Annotated in this window: 20 protein-coding genes and 1 tRNA gene; 8 read left to right on the top strand and 13 right to left on the bottom strand. The window is 66.3% G+C overall.

Annotation, left to right across the window (positions count from 1 at the left end; genetic code table 11):
* Nucleotides 1-5: 5 nt before the first annotated feature.
* Together IEV87_RS06815 and IEV87_RS06810 are read right to left on the bottom strand one after the other, a co-directional pair.
* Nucleotides 6-1880, bottom strand: a complete 1875-nt coding sequence (locus IEV87_RS06815) for a monovalent cation:proton antiporter-2 (CPA2) family protein (RefSeq protein WP_188476900.1) — start codon at nt 1878-1880, stop codon at nt 6-8.
* A 10-nt stretch (nt 1881-1890) separates the two neighbouring features.
* A complete protein-coding gene (locus IEV87_RS06810; RefSeq protein WP_188476899.1) occupies nt 1891-2355 on the bottom strand; it encodes an Lrp/AsnC family transcriptional regulator in 465 nt (154 codons plus the stop codon).
* Between the two features lie 139 nt (nt 2356-2494).
* Here IEV87_RS06810 and hppD point away from each other — a divergent pair, with 139 nt between their 5' ends.
* Nucleotides 2495-3589, top strand: a complete 1095-nt coding sequence (hppD, locus tag IEV87_RS06805; protein ID WP_188476898.1) for a 4-hydroxyphenylpyruvate dioxygenase — start codon at nt 2495-2497, stop codon at nt 3587-3589.
* Between the two features lie 80 nt (nt 3590-3669).
* Here the strand turns inward: hppD and IEV87_RS06800 are convergent, their stop codons facing one another.
* Both IEV87_RS06800 and IEV87_RS06795 read right to left on the bottom strand, forming a co-directional pair.
* Nucleotides 3670-6336 carry a hypothetical protein gene (locus IEV87_RS06800; protein ID WP_188476897.1) on the bottom strand — a complete coding sequence of 889 codons (2667 nt, stop codon included), beginning with the start codon at nt 6334-6336 and terminating at the stop codon, nt 3670-3672.
* A 117-nt stretch (nt 6337-6453) separates the two neighbouring features.
* The gene (locus IEV87_RS06795) at nt 6454-7734 is read right to left on the bottom strand and encodes an O-acetylhomoserine aminocarboxypropyltransferase/cysteine synthase family protein (RefSeq protein WP_188476896.1); all 1281 of its coding nucleotides are present in this window, start codon (nt 7732-7734) and stop codon (nt 6454-6456) included.
* 91 nt (nt 7735-7825) lie between these two features.
* Here IEV87_RS06795 and IEV87_RS06790 point away from each other — a divergent pair, with 91 nt between their 5' ends.
* Nucleotides 7826-8242 (top strand): VOC family protein, encoded by a 417-nt coding sequence (locus IEV87_RS06790; protein WP_188476895.1) that lies wholly within the window; start codon nt 7826-7828, stop codon nt 8240-8242.
* 219 nt (nt 8243-8461) lie between these two features.
* Nucleotides 8462-9073 (top strand): VPLPA-CTERM sorting domain-containing protein, encoded by a 612-nt coding sequence (locus tag IEV87_RS06785; RefSeq protein WP_188476894.1) that lies wholly within the window; start codon nt 8462-8464, stop codon nt 9071-9073.
* A 16-nt stretch (nt 9074-9089) separates the two neighbouring features.
* Here the strand turns inward: IEV87_RS06785 and IEV87_RS06780 are convergent, their stop codons facing one another.
* The gene (locus IEV87_RS06780) at nt 9090-9503 is read right to left on the bottom strand and encodes a DUF1330 domain-containing protein (protein ID WP_188476893.1); all 414 of its coding nucleotides are present in this window, start codon (nt 9501-9503) and stop codon (nt 9090-9092) included.
* A complete protein-coding gene (locus IEV87_RS06775; RefSeq protein ID WP_188476892.1) occupies nt 9500-10021 on the bottom strand; it encodes a DUF2239 family protein in 522 nt (173 codons plus the stop codon). Before IEV87_RS06775 ends, IEV87_RS06780 begins: the two co-directional genes overlap by 4 nt.
* Before the next feature lie 62 nt (nt 10022-10083).
* Between IEV87_RS06775 and IEV87_RS06770 the strand changes: the two genes are divergently transcribed.
* Together IEV87_RS06770 and IEV87_RS06765 are read left to right on the top strand one after the other, a co-directional pair.
* Complete coding sequence (locus IEV87_RS06770; RefSeq protein ID WP_188476891.1) at nt 10084-10404, top strand: GIY-YIG nuclease family protein; 321 nt, start codon at nt 10084-10086, stop codon at nt 10402-10404.
* 118 nt (nt 10405-10522) lie between these two features.
* Entirely contained in the window at nt 10523-11125 is a 603-nt protein-coding gene (locus tag IEV87_RS06765; protein ID WP_188476890.1) for a VPLPA-CTERM sorting domain-containing protein, read from the top strand.
* A 55-nt stretch (nt 11126-11180) separates the two neighbouring features.
* Here IEV87_RS06765 and IEV87_RS06760 read toward each other — a convergent pair whose 3' ends face one another.
* Nucleotides 11181-12200: a hypothetical protein gene (locus tag IEV87_RS06760; RefSeq protein WP_188476889.1), complete on the bottom strand. Its 1020-nt coding sequence runs from the start codon at nt 12198-12200 to the stop codon at nt 11181-11183.
* A 98-nt stretch (nt 12201-12298) separates the two neighbouring features.
* Between IEV87_RS06760 and IEV87_RS06755 the strand changes: the two genes are divergently transcribed.
* Entirely contained in the window at nt 12299-12796 is a 498-nt protein-coding gene (locus IEV87_RS06755; RefSeq protein ID WP_188476888.1) for a hypothetical protein, read from the top strand.
* A 6-nt stretch (nt 12797-12802) separates the two neighbouring features.
* Here IEV87_RS06755 and IEV87_RS06750 read toward each other — a convergent pair whose 3' ends face one another.
* Together IEV87_RS06750 and IEV87_RS06745 are read right to left on the bottom strand one after the other, a co-directional pair.
* On the bottom strand, nt 12803-13789 hold the full coding sequence (locus IEV87_RS06750) for a zinc-binding dehydrogenase (protein WP_229737449.1): 987 nt from the start codon (nt 13787-13789) through the stop codon (nt 12803-12805).
* Nucleotides 13790-13858: 69 nt separating this feature from the next.
* Nucleotides 13859-13942: transfer RNA gene (locus IEV87_RS06745), tRNA-Tyr, on the bottom strand.
* Between the two features lie 145 nt (nt 13943-14087).
* Here IEV87_RS06745 and rlmB point away from each other — a divergent pair.
* Together rlmB and IEV87_RS06735 are read left to right on the top strand one after the other, a co-directional pair.
* The gene (rlmB, locus tag IEV87_RS06740) at nt 14088-14867 is read left to right on the top strand and encodes a 23S rRNA (guanosine(2251)-2'-O)-methyltransferase RlmB (RefSeq protein WP_188476887.1); all 780 of its coding nucleotides are present in this window, start codon (nt 14088-14090) and stop codon (nt 14865-14867) included.
* Nucleotides 14868-15124: 257 nt separating this feature from the next.
* Nucleotides 15125-15598, top strand: coding sequence for a CoA-binding protein (locus IEV87_RS06735; protein ID WP_188476886.1), 474 nt, complete (start codon nt 15125-15127; stop codon nt 15596-15598).
* Nucleotides 15599-15668: 70 nt separating this feature from the next.
* Here IEV87_RS06735 and IEV87_RS06730 read toward each other — a convergent pair whose 3' ends face one another.
* Genes IEV87_RS06730 through hisA form a run of 4 tightly spaced genes read right to left on the bottom strand, consistent with a single transcriptional unit; the run spans nt 15669 to nt 17894 of the window.
* Nucleotides 15669-15986: a phosphoribosyl-ATP diphosphatase gene (locus IEV87_RS06730; protein WP_188476885.1), complete on the bottom strand. Its 318-nt coding sequence runs from the start codon at nt 15984-15986 to the stop codon at nt 15669-15671.
* Complete coding sequence (hisF, locus tag IEV87_RS06725) at nt 15983-16744, bottom strand: imidazole glycerol phosphate synthase subunit HisF (protein WP_188476884.1); 762 nt, start codon at nt 16742-16744, stop codon at nt 15983-15985. The genes IEV87_RS06730 and hisF overlap by 4 nt, the downstream gene beginning before the upstream one ends.
* Before the next feature lie 54 nt (nt 16745-16798).
* Nucleotides 16799-17131, bottom strand: a complete 333-nt coding sequence (locus IEV87_RS06720) for a hypothetical protein (protein ID WP_188476883.1) — start codon at nt 17129-17131, stop codon at nt 16799-16801.
* Between the two features lie 40 nt (nt 17132-17171).
* Nucleotides 17172-17894, bottom strand: coding sequence for a 1-(5-phosphoribosyl)-5-[(5-phosphoribosylamino)methylideneamino]imidazole-4-carboxamide isomerase (gene hisA / locus IEV87_RS06715; RefSeq protein ID WP_188476882.1), 723 nt, complete (start codon nt 17892-17894; stop codon nt 17172-17174).
* Nucleotides 17895-17927: the final 33 nt, after the last annotated feature.

Here is a 17927-nt window from a genome sequence, read left to right as displayed (position 1 = left end):
TCCCGCTAGGCCGCCTCGCTGTCCTTCCGGATCAGCGCCTGAAGCGCGGCCTCAAGGTCCTTGTCCAGTTCCTTCGACCGCGCCACGTAATCCGCGTTCTGGTCCGCCGAAACCGCCGGGTCCCACAACTCCGCCAGCTCGCGGATGCTGTGGCGGTCGTGGTGGTAGAAGGCATCCTCCATCCGCGAGGCTTCGAACTCCGAGAACCCGGCGTTCTCGAGTACATACCGCCCCGCGCGGAGCGATGAATCGAAGGTCTCGCGCACGATGTCATCCGCCCCGGCCTGGTAGAGTTCGTACACATGCCGCCGGTCATACGCCCGCGCCACGATGTGCAGGTCTGGGCGCTGCTTGCGTGCATAGGCGACCAGCTGGGTCACCATCGCCGGGTTGTCCATCGCCGCCACCAGAACGCGCGCCTTTTCAAGCCCCGCCGCACGCAGGATGTCCGGCCGAGTCGGATCTCCGAAGTATCCCTTGAACCCGAAGCGCCGCATCAGTTCGATCGTCCGCATGTCGTGGTCCAGAACTACCGTTCTGACGCCCGAGGACTGTACCAGCCGGTTCACGATCTGCCCGAACCGCCCGATCCCGGCGATGATGACCGGACCTTCGTCGTCGATCTCGTCCGCCTCCTGCGCCTCCGTCGCCGGATCGCCCATCTTCTTGGACATCCAGTCGTAGAACAGGAACAGCAGCGGCGTGATGAGCATCGTCAGCGCAATCACCAGCAGCAGCCGCTCACCCAGAACCGGGGGGATCACGTTCTGCGCGTTGGAAAAGGACAGCAGGACAAACCCGAACTCCCCCGCCTGGCTCAGCGACAGGGTGAACAGCATCAGCCGTCGCCGCCGCAACTTGAACGCACGCCCGATCAGGAACAGGATCACGCCCTTGACCAGGATCAGCCCGACCGCCATGCCCACGATGGTCACCGGCGCCTTCACCAGCACGGCAAAGTCGATGCCCGCGCCGACCGTGATGAAGAACAGCCCCAGAAGCAGACCCTTGAACGGCTCGATGTCGGATTCCAGCTCGTGCCGGAATTCGCTGTTCGCCAGAACCACCCCGGCGAGGAAAGTACCAAGCGCGGGGGACAGGCCGACGAGGTTCATCAGGAAGGCGATTCCGACGACGATGACCAGCGCCAGCGCCGTGTACATCTCGCGCAGCTTGGCGGCGTGGATGAAGCGGAACACCGGCGCCGTCAGGTAGACTCCTGTCAGGATCACCGCCGCCACCGCGCCAAGGGTGACCAGCGTGACGCCCCAGCCCGGCAGCCCCTCGACCAGAGAAAACCCGTGCTCCGCCTCCTCCGCGACGGCCCGGGTGATGGACCCGTCCGGGTTCGCCGTCAGCCCGAGCGAGGGCAGCGCCAGCAGCGGCAGCAGCGCCAGCATCGGGATCACCGCGATGTCCTGCGTCAGCAGCACCGAAAAGGCCGACCGTCCGCCCGGTGTCTGCATCAGCCCTTTCTCCGACAGGGTCTGCAGCACGATCGCGGTAGAGGACAGCGCGAGGATCATCCCCGCCGCCAGCGACACCGACCAGGCATAGCCAAGCGCCATGAACCCGAGCATGACCGCCAGCGTCGTCACCGCCACCTGCAGCCCGCCCAGCCCGAGCAGCCTGTGCCGCATGTCCCAGAGCGCCCGCGGCTCAAGCTCGAGCCCGATCAGGAACAGCATCATCACCACGCCGAATTCAGCGAAATGCTGCAGATCATGCGTCTCGTGCCCGACCAGGCCGAACACCGGCCCGATCAGGATCCCCGCCGCCAGGTATCCGAGCACGGAGCCGAGCCCGAGCCGCGCCGCAATCGGCACCGCGATCACCGCGGCGGCCAGGTAGATCGTGGCCTGGTAGAGGAAGCCTTCCATCAAAATTCCTTCACATCGGGCGCGTCGGCAGGGGGCTGTCCTGCTTGAACTGGTCCATGACGATCTGGCTCTGCACCCGCAGGATTGCCGGATGCGGCAGCAGAACGTCATGGATCAGCTTGTGCAGGGCAGAGAGGTCTTCGCAATAGACCCTGAGCAGATAATCCGCTTCGCCGGTCAGGGTCCACGCAGACGTGATCTCTCCGCGCGAGGCGACGAGCGCGGCGAAATCGCGCGACTGTTCGGGACCGTGCGTCGCCAGCTGCACCTGCACGAAGGCCTGTATGGCCAGGCCAAGCCGGCCGGGATCCAGCCGCGCGACATAGGCCGAGATATAACCCTCCGCCTCAAGCCGCTGCCTCCGCCGCCCGGCCTGGGAAGGCGAGAGGTTCAGCTTCTCTCCTAGGTCCTGCGCGGTCAGATGCGCATTGCGCTGCAACAGGGTCAGCAGTCGTAGATCGGTGGAATCAAGCATGTGCGTAATTCTCGCATGAAACGGCGGGATTACCGTAAAACAGCCGCACCCTTCCGGCAACAGCACCCGCAGAATGCGCAAACTTCCGGCAGGCATGCGCGTATCCTGCCCTCAAACCCGCCACCAGCAGGAGGCCACCATGGGACCTTTCCCGCACGACGCCCCGAAATCCGTCATCTCCCCCGAAAACCCGGCCGGCACAGACGGCTTCGAATTCGTCGAATTTGCCCACCCCGAACCCGAGCAACTGCGCACGCTCTTCGCGAAGATGGGATACGAACGCGTCGGCCGGCACCGGAGCAAGGATATCGAACTCTGGCAGCAGGGGGACATCACCTACATCGTGAACGCCGAACCGGGCTCCCATGCCGCAAAATTCATCGAAGAACACGGCCCCTGCGCCCCCTCCATGGGCTGGCGGGTGGTTGATGCGCAGCAGGCGTTCGAGCATGCCGTCGCAAAGGGCGCGACGCCCTATGAAGGCGATGGCAAGACGATGGACGTGCCCGCGATTGTCGGCATCGGCGGCTCGCTCATCTACTTCATCGAGGATTACTACGACACCTCGCCCTACAACGCGGAATTCCAGTGGCTCGCCCAGTCCAAGCCGCGCGGTGTCGGGTTCTACTACCTCGACCACCTCACTCACAACGTCCACAAGGGCAACATGGACACCTGGTTCCGCTTCTACGGCGACCTGTTCAATTTCCGCGAAATCCGCTTCTTCGACATCCAGGGCAAATTCACCGGCCTCTATTCCCGCGCCCTGACCTCGCCCTGCGGCCGCATCCGCATCCCGATCAACGAGGACCGGGGCGAGACCGGCCAGATCGTTGCCTATCTCAAGAAATACAACGGCGAGGGCATCCAGCACATCGCCGTCGGCGCGCGCGACATCTACTCTGCGACGGACCAGATCGCGGAGCGCGGCATTCAGTACATGCCGGGACCGCCGGATGCCTACTACACCATGTCCCATGACCGCGTGACCGGCCACGAAGAGCCGATCGACCGCATGAAGAAACACGGCATCCTGATCGACGGCGAAGGCGTGGTTGACGGGGGGGAGACGCGGATCCTGCTCCAGATCTTCTCGAAAACCGTGATCGGCCCGATCTTCTTCGAATTCATCCAACGCAAGGGCGACGACGGGTTCGGCGAGGGCAATTTCAAGGCGCTCTTCGAATCCATCGAGGCGGAGCAGATCGCAAACGGCGAAATTGCCGCCGAATAAGGCCACCTCCGCTTCATCTTGCCGGAAAATACTCCCGCCGGAGGCAGACCGCCCCCGGCGGTCTCACGTCGAAGGCATGCTCAGCCGCTTGGCATGTCGAGCGTCACGTTCCGCCCGTTCTTCTGATACCGCAGCGTGTCCTGACCAATCGCCAGCACCCGCCCGCCGTCGATGCGGTCTCCGACCTTGACCTTGCGATACCGGCCATTGGACAGCCGGACCAGGGCTCGCCGGTCGCTCTGCTGTCCGTAGACGCCGATCAGGTTGATCTGGCTGAGGTCGATGGCATTGCTCAGCGTCGCCTCTCGCGCGACAGAGGCGCGCGTCGGTGCCACCGGCGTGACCGAGGGCGGAGGTTCCTGCACCAAGGCCGCCGCTGCTGCCAGTTCCCCGATATTGCCGGGCCTCTGGCGTGGACGCAGGGCGACGAAGGTCGGCTCCAGTTCCGGCTCCGCTTCGATGACCTCGGCGGTGTCCGGGTCCACGGCACCGTTGCGAACGGCTGCGGCAAGACCGGCGGCGACGGAACTCCGCTGCGCCGCGATCTCCACGAAGGCGGTGACGTTCGCCCCCGGTTCAATCACGCCGCTGGCCAGCGACGCCCCGGTAGGCGTGCCCGTAGCGTCGCCCGCACCGACATCGGCAGGGGCGGCGTCTTCTGCTCCGGCTTCGGCGACGGCGGTTTCGGTCGTACCGGGGCGCACCCGCGGACGCACCGGATCGGGCAGGTCACCGGGCTGGAGCGAAGCATCCGACCCGGCGGCCCCGCTGTCCTGAGTCTCCGTCGCAGGCGCGGGGGGGGCGGCAGGTGCGCGCTCCGGCTCACCGGGGCGGGCGGGCTGCACGACCGGCGGCCGTCCGGCGAAGACCACGGTGCCCGACGGCGTTTCCGCCCCGTCCGGGGTCGCGATCACAAGGCCGCGGTCGTCCATGTCGAACCGTTGCCCGGGAACAGGCGGCCCCGGCGGCACGCCCGGTCGTGTGTCCGGCAGAAGGACGGCCAGTTCGACCTCCGGGTTGCGGCGCGGCGGGGTGTCCGGCGTTCCGGGTGCACGTTCCTCGGCCAGCGCGGCGGGTTGCGTGCCGTCCTCTGCCGGCTCGGTCGCGGCGGGCGGCACGGTTTCCTCCACTGCCTCGGGGCTGACTTCGGGCGCGGCTTCGGTGACGATGAGGGGAGAGACCGGTTCGGGTGTCTCCTCCGGTTCTGCCGGGGTCACCTCTTCCGGGACCGGGGTGTCCTCGGGAATCGGCTCCGCCGCGGCCTGCTCCTCCGGCGTCTCCTCGGCCGGGGCCAGCGGGGCAGGGGCGACAAGCGCCTGTTCTTCCCCCCCATTGTCTGGAACGGAATCGGGCGCGGTTTCTTCCGTATCGCTGCGCAGCAGGGCGGCCATGTTCGGCCCCGAGAACAGCATCGACCAGGCGGCGGTTCCTGCGAGGAACAGAGCGACCACAAGCGTCACCGCGACCCAGGGGCGCCCCTGCGCGGTCAGGGGCAGCACACCGCCCCGCGCGCCGAATACGGTCAGTCGCTCTTCCTCCGCCCGCCGTTCTTCTGCGCTCAGGGCGCCGGAGGTGCGTGGCCTGGCCGACAGCACCGGGGCGACCGGTTCGGCAATCGGGTCAGGTGCGACCGGGGCCAGCGCGGGTTTCGCCGGGGCTTTGGCCTTCCGTTTGCGCTTCGCCGGCTTTGGTGCGGGGGCGGGCTCTTCCGCCGGTTTGGCCGACTGCTCCGGCCGGGTGATGCCGACAGCCGTCTCGGGCAGGGTCAGCGGGGCAACCGTGTCCTTGCCCGCCGAACTGTCGGCCTTGTCGGATTCCTCATCGCCTGGCTCGGCCGGTGAACTCTCTGCCACCGCTGCGCGCGTCTTTCCGCCAGCGATCCGCCCGAAAAAACGCGACAGCAGCGACCGGGGCCTGTCTCCGGCGCCCTGCGGCTCCGCCTCGGTCTCCGGCGAACGCATGGTGTCGGACAGGGAGGCGGGGGCGGGGATCTCCTCATCCCGTGCGATCCGCGGGCTGGTGACTTTGGGATCGGGCAGGGGCTCCGGATCGGGAGCGGCCCCCTCGGCCTCCGCGTCCGGCCCTTTCGGGGGAGCTTTCGGCGCAGGGTCGCGGCGGGACCGTACGCTGGAAAAGGCGACCGGGGTGTCGTCTTTCTCGGACACCGTCGGCGAAGCCTCTTCGGCCGGTTCGTCTTCGGGCGGAGGGGTGATCCGGCCGGTGATGCGCATCGCGATGCGGTCGCGTTCGACCTGGGCGGAATCCGGTACGTCGTGGGCGGTGCCGAAGAACGGTTCCCCCCCGAAATCGCGGGGTTCGGGCAGGGCGACGAAGGACACCGGCTTGAATCCGTAGCCGCGGGCGAAATCATCCGCCTCCTGAAGGGTTTCCAGCGCTACGGCGGCGATCTGCAGGGTTTCGCCCGACACCGTGCTGTCGATGGCCAGTTCGTCGAGCGCGTAGGGCGTCGCCCCGTCCAGCGCGCCTTCGATTGCCTTCTGCCGCACCTTGGGGTCGGGCACACCGGCGGGGATGGTCACAAAGCGGATCTGGTCGTTCGGAACCACGACCTTGAACGTCGCCCCCTCCGGCGCGAGCCGGTCGGCCGCGCGGCGCAGCGCGGACATCTCCTCCGCCAGCCTGGGGCTTTCCGGATTCGCCTCTCCGACAAAGGACCAGCCGGGCGCGGATCGCTGCAGAAGCGCAATCCCCTCCATCGACAAGATCAGTGCAAAATTCGGTCTCATGGGCCCGTTGGCAAAGGTCTGGCAGAGAATCCGGCGATCCTCTGTATTTCCGCAGGATGCTATAACACCGTTAACGTCAGGAAAAGGCGAACCGACCGTGCGGTCCGCCCCCGGCAATCACCCGCAGGCCTTCGTCAGCGCCTGATCCAGATCGGCGATCAGATCCGCCGGATCCTCGATCCCGATGGAGACACGCACCACCTCCGGCGCGGCCCCCGCGGCCTTCTGCTGTTCGGGGGAAAGCTGCCGGTGCGTGGTCGACGCCGAATGGATCACCAGCGACCGCGTGTCCCCGAGGTTGGCGACATGCGAGAAGATCTCCACCGAGTCGACGAATTTCACGCAGGCCTCGTAGCCCGCCTTCAACGCGAACGTGAACAGCCCGCCTGCGCCCCTCGGACAGATGCGCGCGATGCGGTCGTGGTAGGCGGAGCTTTCCAGCCCCGCATAGGTCACGTAGGCGACGCGCGGGTCCTTCTCCAGCCAGCTGGCGACCGTCACCGCGTTCTCAACATGGCGCGCCATGCGCAGCGAAAGCGTCTCGATCCCCATGAGCGTGTAATGCGCCGCCTGCGGGTTCATCGTCATGCCAAGGTCGCGCAGTCCGATGGCGATGCCGTGGAAGGTGAAGGCGAGGGGGCCGAAGGTCTCGTGGAACTTCAGCCCGTGATAGGCGGGCTCGGGTTGGGAAAGCGAGGGGAACTTGTCCGACGCCGACCAGTCGAATTTCCCGGAATCCACGATGCAGCCGCCGGTCACGGTGCCGTTGCCGGTAAGGTATTTGGTCGTGGAGTGCACGACCAGCGTTGCCCCGTGTTCGATCGGGCGGCAGAGGTAGGGCGTGGCCGAGGTGTTGTCGACGATCAGCGGCACCCCCGCCTTGTCCGAGATCGCCGAGATCGCATCGAGATCGGTGATGTAGCCGCCCGGGTTGGCGACAGATTCGCAGAACACCGCCCGGGTGTCATCGTCGATGGCCGCCGCCACCGCATCGAGGTCGTCGAAATCGACAAACTTCGCCGACCAGCCGAAACGTTTGATGGTCTGCGAAAACTGCGTGATCGTGCCGCCGTAAAGCCGTGTCGACGCGACCACATTCCGCCCCGGCGCCATGAGCGGGAACAGCGCCATGATCTGCGCCGCATGGCCCGAGGAACAGCAGACCGCGCCCTGACCGCCCTCGAGCGTCGCGATACGTTCCTGAAGGACGGCGACGGTCGGGTTGGTCAGGCGGGAATAGATGTAGCCGACCTCCTGCAGGTTGAAGAGCGCCGCCGCGTGATCCGCGTCCCGGAACACGTAGGCCGTGCTCTGGTAGATCGGTGTCTGCCGTGCGCCGGTCGCCGGATCGGGCCGCGCGCCCGCGTGGATTTGCAATGTGTCGAAACCGTAAGCCATGATTATCCTCCCTGTCGCGCCCCCTGCGGGCTTGCCTTTCGGAGTAAGGGATAGCAGCGTCCCGCTCAAGTTCCCTCCGAAAGGTCCCTGCATGATCCCGCCGTTTCACCTAGCCTATCACGTCACCGATCTGGACGAGGCGCGCGCCTTCTACGGCGGCATCCTCGGCGCGGAAGAAGGGCGAAGCACCGAGACCTGGGTGGATTTCGATTTCTTCGGGCACCAGTTGTCGCTGCACCTCGGCACACCGTTCGCCACCACGAATACCGGCAAGGTCGGCGATCACATGGTGCCGATGCCGCACCTCGGCATGGTGCTGGGCTATGACGACTGGCGCGCCATGGCAGACCGGCTGACCGGCGCCGGGGTCGACTTCGTCCTGCCCCCCTCCGTCCGGTTCGAGGGCCAGCCGGGCGAGCAATGGACCATGTTCTTCCGCGACCCCTCGGGCAACCCGATCGAGATCAAGGGGTTCCGCGATCTGGCCGGGGTCTTTGCCAAGGGATGAGCACAATCTGACCGGATGAGGGCAGGGGCGGTATTCTTACCCTGACCTCAGGGCGTTGGCCCGGCCAGGATTCCGGATGAACCCGGCGCGATACGTCCCTACGGTCAGAAAATCCCGCCGACAGGGTTGACGCAGGGTCATGTCCGGTCATGCTGAAGCTGGGTCTGTTGCGTGAATTTCCAGCGCCCGGACCCTGTATTATCAGCGTCCGAGGTTCCCATGAAGCAATTTGCAGCCGCCTTCCTGACCGTATTCGGTCTTGCCGCCCCCGCCGCCGCCCTGACCGTCACCGAGGGGCATATCGACTGGGACGACCTTGACCCGCCCACCTTCGTCGGTACGCTTGAGCTGGGTGAGAACAGGATTTCCGGTTTCGTCTCCGCCACCTGTTCCCTTTACCAGGACCACCCGCTGTTTGGCGAAGGGTGCTTCCAGCTTTCCGGCGACGACGGGGACTTCTTCTCCTTCAGGATGTCGCCGGGGCACGAACTCACCGCCGCCACGATGGAACTGCAGAACGTCGAAACCTACGCCTTCGGCGACACGGAGCCCGGCTTCTTGCCCGACCCGGGCGGTCTGGCGGACCTGTTTGCCACAGCCGACGGCACCTATGACATTCTGGGCGGAACACCTCTGCGCGGCAGTCTCAGCTACTATGTCCATCTGAGCGCCAGGGACCTGTTGCTTAACGAACTGACCGCGGCGTCCTACACGCTGACCCTGACGGTGTCCGAGATACCCGCACCTTCCGTTCCGCTCCCCGCCGGCATGCCGCTTCTGGCGGCGGCGATGGCGGTACTGGGGCTAAGGCGCAGGTCCCGCAGGATCTGATACCTGTCCGGAACGATCAGTCCGCCACCGAAACCGGCAGTAGGCGGCTGTCCAGCAGGGCGGCGGTGCGATGCGCACCGTACCGCTGCGCTGCCGGGTCTTGGGCAAACGACAGGAAGGACCGGACGGAGGCCTGCCGGACCAGCATGACGTGATCCCAGCCGTCACCTTCCGGTCCGATAAGCCAGCCCCCCGCGTCGCCCCGGAACAGCACCGCGCCACCGCTCTCCGTCAGCAGAGGCGCGATGCCGTCGACGTAAAGCTCATAGGCCTCCGCCCCGCTCACCGGCGTGTCGGGGGCCATGTCCGGATCGGCGTTGTAGTCGGCAACCGCATGAAAACGTAGCAGATTCAGCATGACGACGGGGCGGTCCATGCCCCGCGCGATCAGGGCGCGGGCGGAGGCTTCGGTTGGGGCGAGGTAGGTCATTCCGGGCTCCACAGGCTCAGGGCGTGGGCGCGCAGGTCTTCGGGCCAGCGGGCGGCATGAGCCCGGAAGGCCGCAGGGTCCCCGGCATACAGCGCGCGCATCGCCTCTTCGAACCCCGGCAGGTTTCCCGCCAGCGCCGAACAGAAGCGGTAGCACGCATCCCGGCGGCGCGGCGCGTCATCGCCCTTGCTCGCCGCTTCCACCAACCGCCGCAAGGTGGCCGAGGCCCCGCCGCGCTGCGTTGCGAGCCAGTCCCAGTGACGTGGCAGCAGCGTGACCTCCCGCGCGGTCACCCCAAGTCTGGGCCGACCGCGTCGGGGGGCCTCATCATAGCGCGCCGCAACGGCCTCCGCCCCGCCCGACAGGTCGAGGTCCGTCTCGCGCCCCGTCTCGTCGGAAAAGATCAGCACCTGCGGATCGGCCTGCGCCAGTAGGGCATGCGCAATTTCGGCCCGCGTGCCGCGCGCGACGATCCGGGGAAAGGAAGAGACAGCAAAGGCGGAGAATGTCTCGCTCATGTCACGCTATTTACACCCGGGTAAAAATATGTCAATCGGCCGAAAAACGGGGATACAACGATATGAGCATCGACAAACGCGCCGCACGTGAAGCCTGGAAGCAGCGGCAAGATGAATGGACGGTTTTTGCCGCCCGCACCGGGGGCCGCACCTGGGTCGGTGTCAGCGCGGACCTATCAGCGATGGAGAACCGGCTGGCCTTCACCCTGAAGACGGGAAGCTGCCGGGCAAAGGGAATGCAATCCGCCTGGGACGGAACACTTAGCCTTGAGGCTTTGGAAAAACTCGATCCCGACCTCGGCCCGCTGGCCCGCGCGGAGGCGATCAGGGAAAGGCGGACGCATTGGGCCGCCATACTCGACGCCGCAGAGATCACCGCATGAAGCAGATCAATTTACAGAACGAAAAATCTGTTTTCACCTGAGAAATTGTCAGCCGATGGATGTCGTGTTACGCAGGGTCACCATAGATAGTCAATTTCATTGAAAAACAGAGGTTAGAATGAAACGCATCGCACTCTTTGCAGCCGCCCTTCTGCTTGCGGCACCGGTTCACGCCGCGACTTTTTTCGTCGGTGATCTGAATGCCCCGGGCGGGGATTTTGCCAATGCGAATTCCCCCTCGATGTTCAACATCGGGACCGCAACCGCTGGCACCAGCGAGGCCTTCGGCAACCTGAACGGCGAGTGTGACAGCTTTGACTGTAACGGGGTCGGGCCCGACAGTCAGGACAGCTTCTTCATCACCATCGCCGACGGCTTCAAACTGACCGAGGTCTGGGGGCAGAACGAAGGATTTGGCCCGGCAGGGATGCAGATCCGCTACTCCATTTCCCTGTACCCTGTGAACTCCGCAAGCCTGTTCAATGCGCCTCAGTCGGTGAACACCTCGGGCACGCTCTGGACCGGTGAACTGGGGGCGGGCACCTATGCCTTCTCGGTCTACGGCGCCAGCACGCAGGAAGCCGGGACCTTCGGTCTGTACTGGAACGCGGTCTTCACGGTCGAGGCCGACACGCCGGCGGTTCCGCTGCCGGCGGGCCTGCCGCTGCTGGCGGCCGGGCTCGGCGCATTGGGTCTGGCGTCGCGTCGCCGCAAGGGCTGACGCCACCTAACGCGGAAAACGAAGGGCGGCCCCCAAGGCCGCCCTTTGTCGCGCCTCACCGCATCCAGAACCCTTCGCGTTTGATGCGGTTGCGGATGGCCTGTTCCCTACGCGGAAGATTGTTCCGGTCGAACAGCGCCCGCACTTTCTGACCGCGTCCCTGATAGATCATCCGCTTCATCGGGTCGTAGGTCTTCAGTACCTTCTTGATCTTCTGCGGCGCCGTCACGTCCTCCAGCACCTCCACCACGCGGTCGCTTTCCCGCGCATAAAGCAGGGGCAGCACGCGGTAGTGGCAGGTGACATCGCCGTCCAGCAGGCCGTCGGGCAGCACGTCACGGCCCCCGCCAAACGAATGGATCACCAGCGGCAGCGCCACCTGGTCCAGCCAGGGGTCCATCACCTGACAGGCCAGTTCGCGCGGCGGGTCGTCCCGGATCGCCAGCGCATAGTCCAGGAACCGCCGCCCGAATTCATGCGGGCAGCGATAGAAGAAATACCCGGCGTTGAAGTAGAGGTATCGCCGCCAGTACTCATCCGGCTGCGTGAGGTCCAGGGAACTGTCGTAGTCCAGCCCGAACCGGTCGTAGAGCGATTTCCAGATCGCCCCGTATCCCGGTCCGTAAAGCTCGATCTGCGGCCATGTCCCCTCCACCCGAAGCGACGCGCCGGGACGGTCGAAGTCGAAGGGAACGCGGGTCAGGCTTTCCAGAACGATCGTATCGGTATCGAAGAACACAAAGGGTTCGCCTTCCGGCAGGGCGAAAAGCGCCTCGATCTTGTTGCCATAGGGATAGGCCTGCCCGAAATGGTTAGCCTCGAAGCTGACGATCCGCGCGCCCATGTCCTCCAGAAGTTCACGCACCGCGCCCTGCATCGCGACGTTGCCGGGCCAGAGCGGACCCTGTGCCGGTTCCGCCACGAACAGGCGCGGCGTGGCGGGGCTGTTGGCGAAGAGCGAGGCGGCGAAGATCAGCGCCTCATACTGCAGCCGTCCGGACTGGCCGACGGTCGCGATATTGACCGCCTGGCCCGTGTCTTCTGCCTGCTGCACTCTGGATACCCTTGATGACATTCGGAAATTTTGCGCCCTTGGCCTGAGCGACCCTAGCAAACATACTGGCGAAATAAAGACGGCATTTTCCGCCGTCGCGCATGAACGGATTTTTGCCTATGACCTGTCTGTCCCGCCTTGCATTTGCCATCCTCCTCGCCGCGGCGCCGGCCATCGCCGAAAGCCCTGCCAGCCCGGCGGCGCCGGCCAGCCCTGCGTCCCCCGCCAGCCCGTCCGCTCCGGCCGAACCGCAGACCGTCACCGGACGCTTCACCACGGCGACGGAGGTCAAGCCGATCCTGACCGCGACGAAATCCTCCTGGATCGCAATCCGCGAATACGACGGGCAGGACCTGCTGTACGTCACGCAGATCTGGTCCTGGCGCTGCGGCCTCGTCGCCATGCGCGTCGCGGTGAACGGCGGCGCACCCGAACCCTGGGACCTGCCGCCCTGTCACGAAAACACCGCCCAGCCCAATGCGATCACCGACGACGACGGCCTGCCGTTCCGCAGCTATCCGCTCGGATCACTGCAGTCGGTGCTGGTCGAACTGTTCTACGACGACCGTACCACCGACAGCGCGACCTTCACCCGGCCGCAGGTGCTCATGCCCTGACGGCGGTCAGCTACAGTCCAGAACGATCTTTCCGAAATGCCGGTTCGCCTTCATCTCGTCCAGCGCCTCCTGCGCGCTGGACAGGGGCAGGACCCGGTCGATCGGCAGCCGCAGCTTGCCTTCCGCCAGCGCAGGGCCAAGATCCCGCTCCACGGCCGAGATGATCCCGCCGACCTCATCGTCGCTGCGGGTGCGGAACGTGACGCCGATATAGCGGATGCGGCGCAGCGCGTGCAGGTCAAAGTCGAACTCCGCCCGCGCCCCGGCCAGACGCCCGACGTTGACGATCCGCCCCGTGATCGCCGTGGCGCGCATCGTCTCGTTTGTACCGGGGCCAGAAAGCATGTCGACCACCAGGTCCACACCGCGCCCGCCCGTCGCGTCAAGCACCTGCGCCGACCAGTCGGGGGCAGAGGTGTCGACCGTCCCCGTCGCCCCGAACTCCGCCAGCCGTCCGCGCTTTTCCTGTGTCGTGGAGGATCCGAGCACCACCGAAGCGCTGAGCAGCCGCGCGATCTGAAGCCCCATGAGCCCCACGCCGGAACTTGCCCCGAGGATCAGCACCGACTCGCCCGCCTTGAGCCCGCCGTTCAGCCGCAGCGCGTCATGCATGGTCCTGAGCGCAATCGTCAGCGTCGCTGCCTCCTGCCAGCCCATGCCGGAGGAGGGCAGGGCCATCGCCCGCCGCTCGTCCACCTTGCCGTATTGCGCATAGCCTCCCAGCCCGCCGCACATGACCCGGTCGCCGACCCTGAACCGCGTGACCTCCGCTCCGGTTGCCACCACCTCTCCGGCCCATTCCAGCCCGATCAGCGACCCGGCACCGCCCGCCGCCCCGTGCGCATGTCCCGCCGCCATGCCCAGATCGGCACGGTTCAGCGAGGCCGCATGGTTTCGCGTCAAAATCTCGCGTGGACCGGGCACAGGGCGCGCCACCTCGCGGATCTGGACACCCCTGCCTTCCTGCACGGCAGCCATCATCGTTTCGCTCATCGAATGTCCTCCCTTTGCGTCAGGATGCGCGCAGGGGCGGGGGGAGGCAATGGGGAAGGGAATGGAGAATGGTGGGCGACCCTGGAATCGAACCAGGCATGGGTCTCCCCGGCGGAGTTACAGTCCGCTGCCGCACCTTGCAGCTCGTCGCCCGACCGGGCGCCGGGAAGCCCGGCGCGGATCGTGAGGGGGTCATTACTAAGCCCCCCCGGAGGCGTCAACAGGAAATCCGCGCGCGCTCTCGCTTCCGGCGGGCGGGGGTGGTAGGGCAGGCGGCATCACCGCGCCGGAGAGTGTCATGAAGAAACCCAAGTGGGTCGTGGACAAGGAGCGCAGCCGCAAGGCCGCGGCCGAGGAGACCGTCTGGCTTTTCGGGCTTCATGCGGTGCGCGATGCGCTGATGAACCCGGCGCGCGACCGCCTGCGCCTGATCGTGACGAAGAACGCCGCCGACAAGCTGTCCGACGCGATTGCGGAGGCCGGGATCGAACCGGAACTGGCCGACCCGCGCAAGTTTCCCGCCCCGCTCGACCCGCAGTCGGTGCACCAGGGCGCGGCGCTCGAGGTGAAGCCGCTGGACTGGGGCGCGGTGGCGGACCGCTGCCTTGGCGACGGGGTGCGTCCGCCGCGGGTGGTGCTTCTGGACCGTGTGACCGATCCGCACAACGTCGGCGCGATCCTGCGCTCGGCCGAGGTGTTCGGCGCCGTGGCCGTCATCGGCATGCGCCATCACGCGGCACCCGAAACCGGGGCACTGGCCAAGACGGCTTCGGGTGCGCTGGAGCGGCAGCCCTATCTTCGGGTCAGGAACCTTGCCGACACGATGGAGGAGCTTCGCGCCATGGGCTACATCCTCCTCGGCCTGGACGGAGAGGCGGAGGTCACGCTGGAGCAGGCCGTCGAGGGCCGGCTGGACCGTCCGGTTGCCCTGGTGCTGGGCGCCGAGGGGCCGGGCCTGCGCGACAAGACCAAGGAGACCTGCGACCAGCTTGTCCGCATCGATTTTGCCGGGTCCTTCGGGTCGCTGAACGTCTCCAACGCCGCGGCCGTCGCGCTCTACGCGGTACGCCCGCGATAGCATGCCTGCGGGAGGCGCAAATTTCCTGTGGATGGATTTGCGGCTTTAACCGATCGTTCACATTCGTATTACAACCTCTTCCTACGCTGAGCGTGGCTTCCTATCTGGAGTCCTGAGGTACGAGACCGGAACTCTCGTATTTCCTTTCACTGTCCCTCGTTCCGTACTGCGCCCGGGCCCCCGCCCGGGCGTTTTTTCGTCGCTGGACCGCCCGTGATTCCTGTTGCGGATCCGGGCCTTTGTCATAGTCTTGCGCCATGGAAGAAACCTACTCCGACAGCCATCTCAGGGATATCCTGACACGCACCAGCGTCATCGCCGTTGTCGGCGTGTCGATGAATCCCGTGCGTCCAAGTTACTACGTCGCCCGTTACCTTTCCCTGAAGGGGTTCACCGTTATTCCGGTCAATCCGGGTCACGCGGGGGAAAAACTCTTCGGACAGACCGTCCGCGCGGCCCTGTCCGACATCATGGAACCGGTGGACATGGTCGATATCTTCCGCCGATCGGATGCCGTTCCACCGATCGTGGACGAAGCGCTCGAGGCCTTCCCGGATCTGCGCACCATCTGGATGCAGATCGGCGTGATGCACGAGGAGGCGGCAAGGGTCGCCCGGGCGCGGGGCGTGGACGTGGTGATGAACCGCTGCCCGAAGATCGAATACCAGCGACTGTTCGGTGAACTGCGCATGGGTGGTTTCAACACCGGGGTGATTTCGTCAAAGCTCTGACGTCGCGCCTAGGGGTGCTGCCCCGCCGCCCTGCGGGCGGCTCCCCGGGATTTTGCCGGCAAGATGAAGCTCAGTCGGCGCCGCGTGCGGCCTTTTCGGCGATGCCCGACGTACCCTCGCGCCGCTCCAGTTCCGCCAGCACGTCTGACAGGGGCACATCCCGCGCGGCCAGCATGACGAGCAGGTGATAGAGCACGTCGGCGGCCTCGGAGGTCAGGGCGGCGCGGTCGCCCTTCACGGCCTCAATGATTGCCTCGACGGCTTCCTCGCCGAATTTCTCGGCGCATTTCTCGGGCCCCTTGGCCAGCAGCTTGGCGGTCCAGGAGCTTTCGGGATCGGCGGACTTCCGGGCCTCGACGGTGGCGGCGAGTTGTTCCAGAATATTCATTCCAGCCTCATCGGGATGCCGGCGGCGGCCATGTGGTCCTTGGCCTCGCGGATGGTGAATTCGCCGAAGTGGAAGATCGACGCGGCCAGCACGGCCGAGGCGCCGCCCTCTGTCACGCCCTCGACCAGATGATCCAGCGTGCCGACGCCGCCGGAGGCGATGACCGGAACCTCCACCGCGTCCGAAATCGCGCGGGTCAGCGGCAGGTTGAACCCCGACCGCGTCCCGTCACGATCCATGGAGGTCAGCAGGATCTCCCCTGCGCCCTTCGCAGCCACCGTGCGCGCGAACTCCACCGCGTCGATGCCCGTGGGTTTGCGGCCCCCATGGGTAAAGATCTCCCACTTGCCGGGGCTGACGGTCTTGGCGTCGATGGCGCAGACGATGCACTGGGATCCGAAGTGGTCGGCGGCCTCGGCAATGACATCCGGGTTGGCCACGGCGGCCGAGTTGAACGACACCTTGTCCGCCCCGGCAAGCAGCAGGTCCCGCACGTCCTTCGTGGTCCGCACGCCGCCGCCCACGGTCAGCGGGATGTAGCACTGTTCCGCCGTCCGCGTGACGACATCGAACATGGTACCGCGGTTTTCATGCGTGGCGTGGATGTCGAGAAAGCAGAGCTCGTCCGCCCCCGCCGCATCATAGGCCCGCGCGGCATCCACCGGGTCGCCCGCGTCGCGCAGGTCGACGAAGTTCACGCCCTTGACCACGCGGCCGTCGGCGACATCGAGACAGGGAATGATGCGGGTCTTGAGCATGTGGGTCTCATAAGCCGGGCAGGACGGTCGCGCAATCGGCAACAGCCGTCGCGCTCAGGCTCCGCGCCTGCGGGCCAGCGCTTCGAGCACGGCGGCAATCACCAGCAGGACGGGGCCGGCGATCAGCAGAGCCGCGACCGACAGCAGCAGCAGCGGGGCGAGCGGGCGGAACACGACTTCGGTTCCGCCGAGGCACTGGGTGAGCCCCTTCAGCAGGTCGCCGCCGCACAAATTGTCGATGATGACCGTCAGCGCCATCGTCACGGCGAAGTAGAGCCCGCCGACACGCAGGATCCAGTAGGCGGGGCGGCTGACGGCCCGGCCGGACAGGAGAAGGGCGCCGAACGGCAGCAGGATCATCAGGATGGCGATGACTTCACTGGGCATTGCGTGTCTCCGTGCCTGTCGTTCTGGTCTGCGTTCCGGTTCAGCCCTTAAGCGCCGCCAGCGCCGCGCCAAGGTCCAGCGCCCCGTCATAGAGCGCCCGGCCCGAAATCGCCCCGTTCAGCGCCACGCCGCAGTCCCTGAGCGCGATCAGGTCGTCCAGCGAGGACACGCCGCCCGAGGCGATCACCGGGATCGTCACCGCGCGGGCGAGCGCGGCTGTGGCCGCCACGTTCGGGCCCTGCATCGCGCCGTCGCGGTTGATGTCGGTGTAGATGATCGCGGCGACCCCTGCGTCCTCGAAGCTGCGGGCGAGGTCGGTCACCATCACGTCGGTTTCGGTCGCCCAGCCCTTGGTGGCGACCCGTCCCTCGCGCGCATCGATGCCGACGGCGACCTGTCCGGGGAAAGCCCTTGCCGCCTCCCGCACCAGCGCCGGGTTCTCTACCGCCACGGTGCCCAGGATCACCCGCGCCAACCCCTTCTCCAGCCACATGGCAATGGTTGCCATGTCGCGGATCCCCCCGCCAAGCTGGGCGGGGACCTTCGTGCGCGCGAGGATCGACTCGACCGGCGCGGCGTTGACGGGTTCGCCCGCGAAGGCCCCGTTCAGATCGACCAGGTGCAGCCATTCGCAGCCCGCCGCCACGAACTCCATCGCCTGCGCGGCGGGGTCGTCGTTGAACACGGTCGCCTTGTCCATGTCACCCTTGAACAGGCGCACGGCCTTGCCGTCCTTGAGGTCGATGGCGGGGTAGAGGATCATGGCTTCCCTTTCCTGGATCGGGCGCGGTCTTGC

Source organism: Primorskyibacter flagellatus (assembly GCF_014638275.1).
Lineage (GTDB): Bacteria > Pseudomonadota > Alphaproteobacteria > Rhodobacterales > Rhodobacteraceae > Pseudooceanicola > Pseudooceanicola flagellatus_A.
Note: the sequence above shows the minus strand (reverse complement) of the source record. Positions and strands in the feature narration are given on the sequence as shown.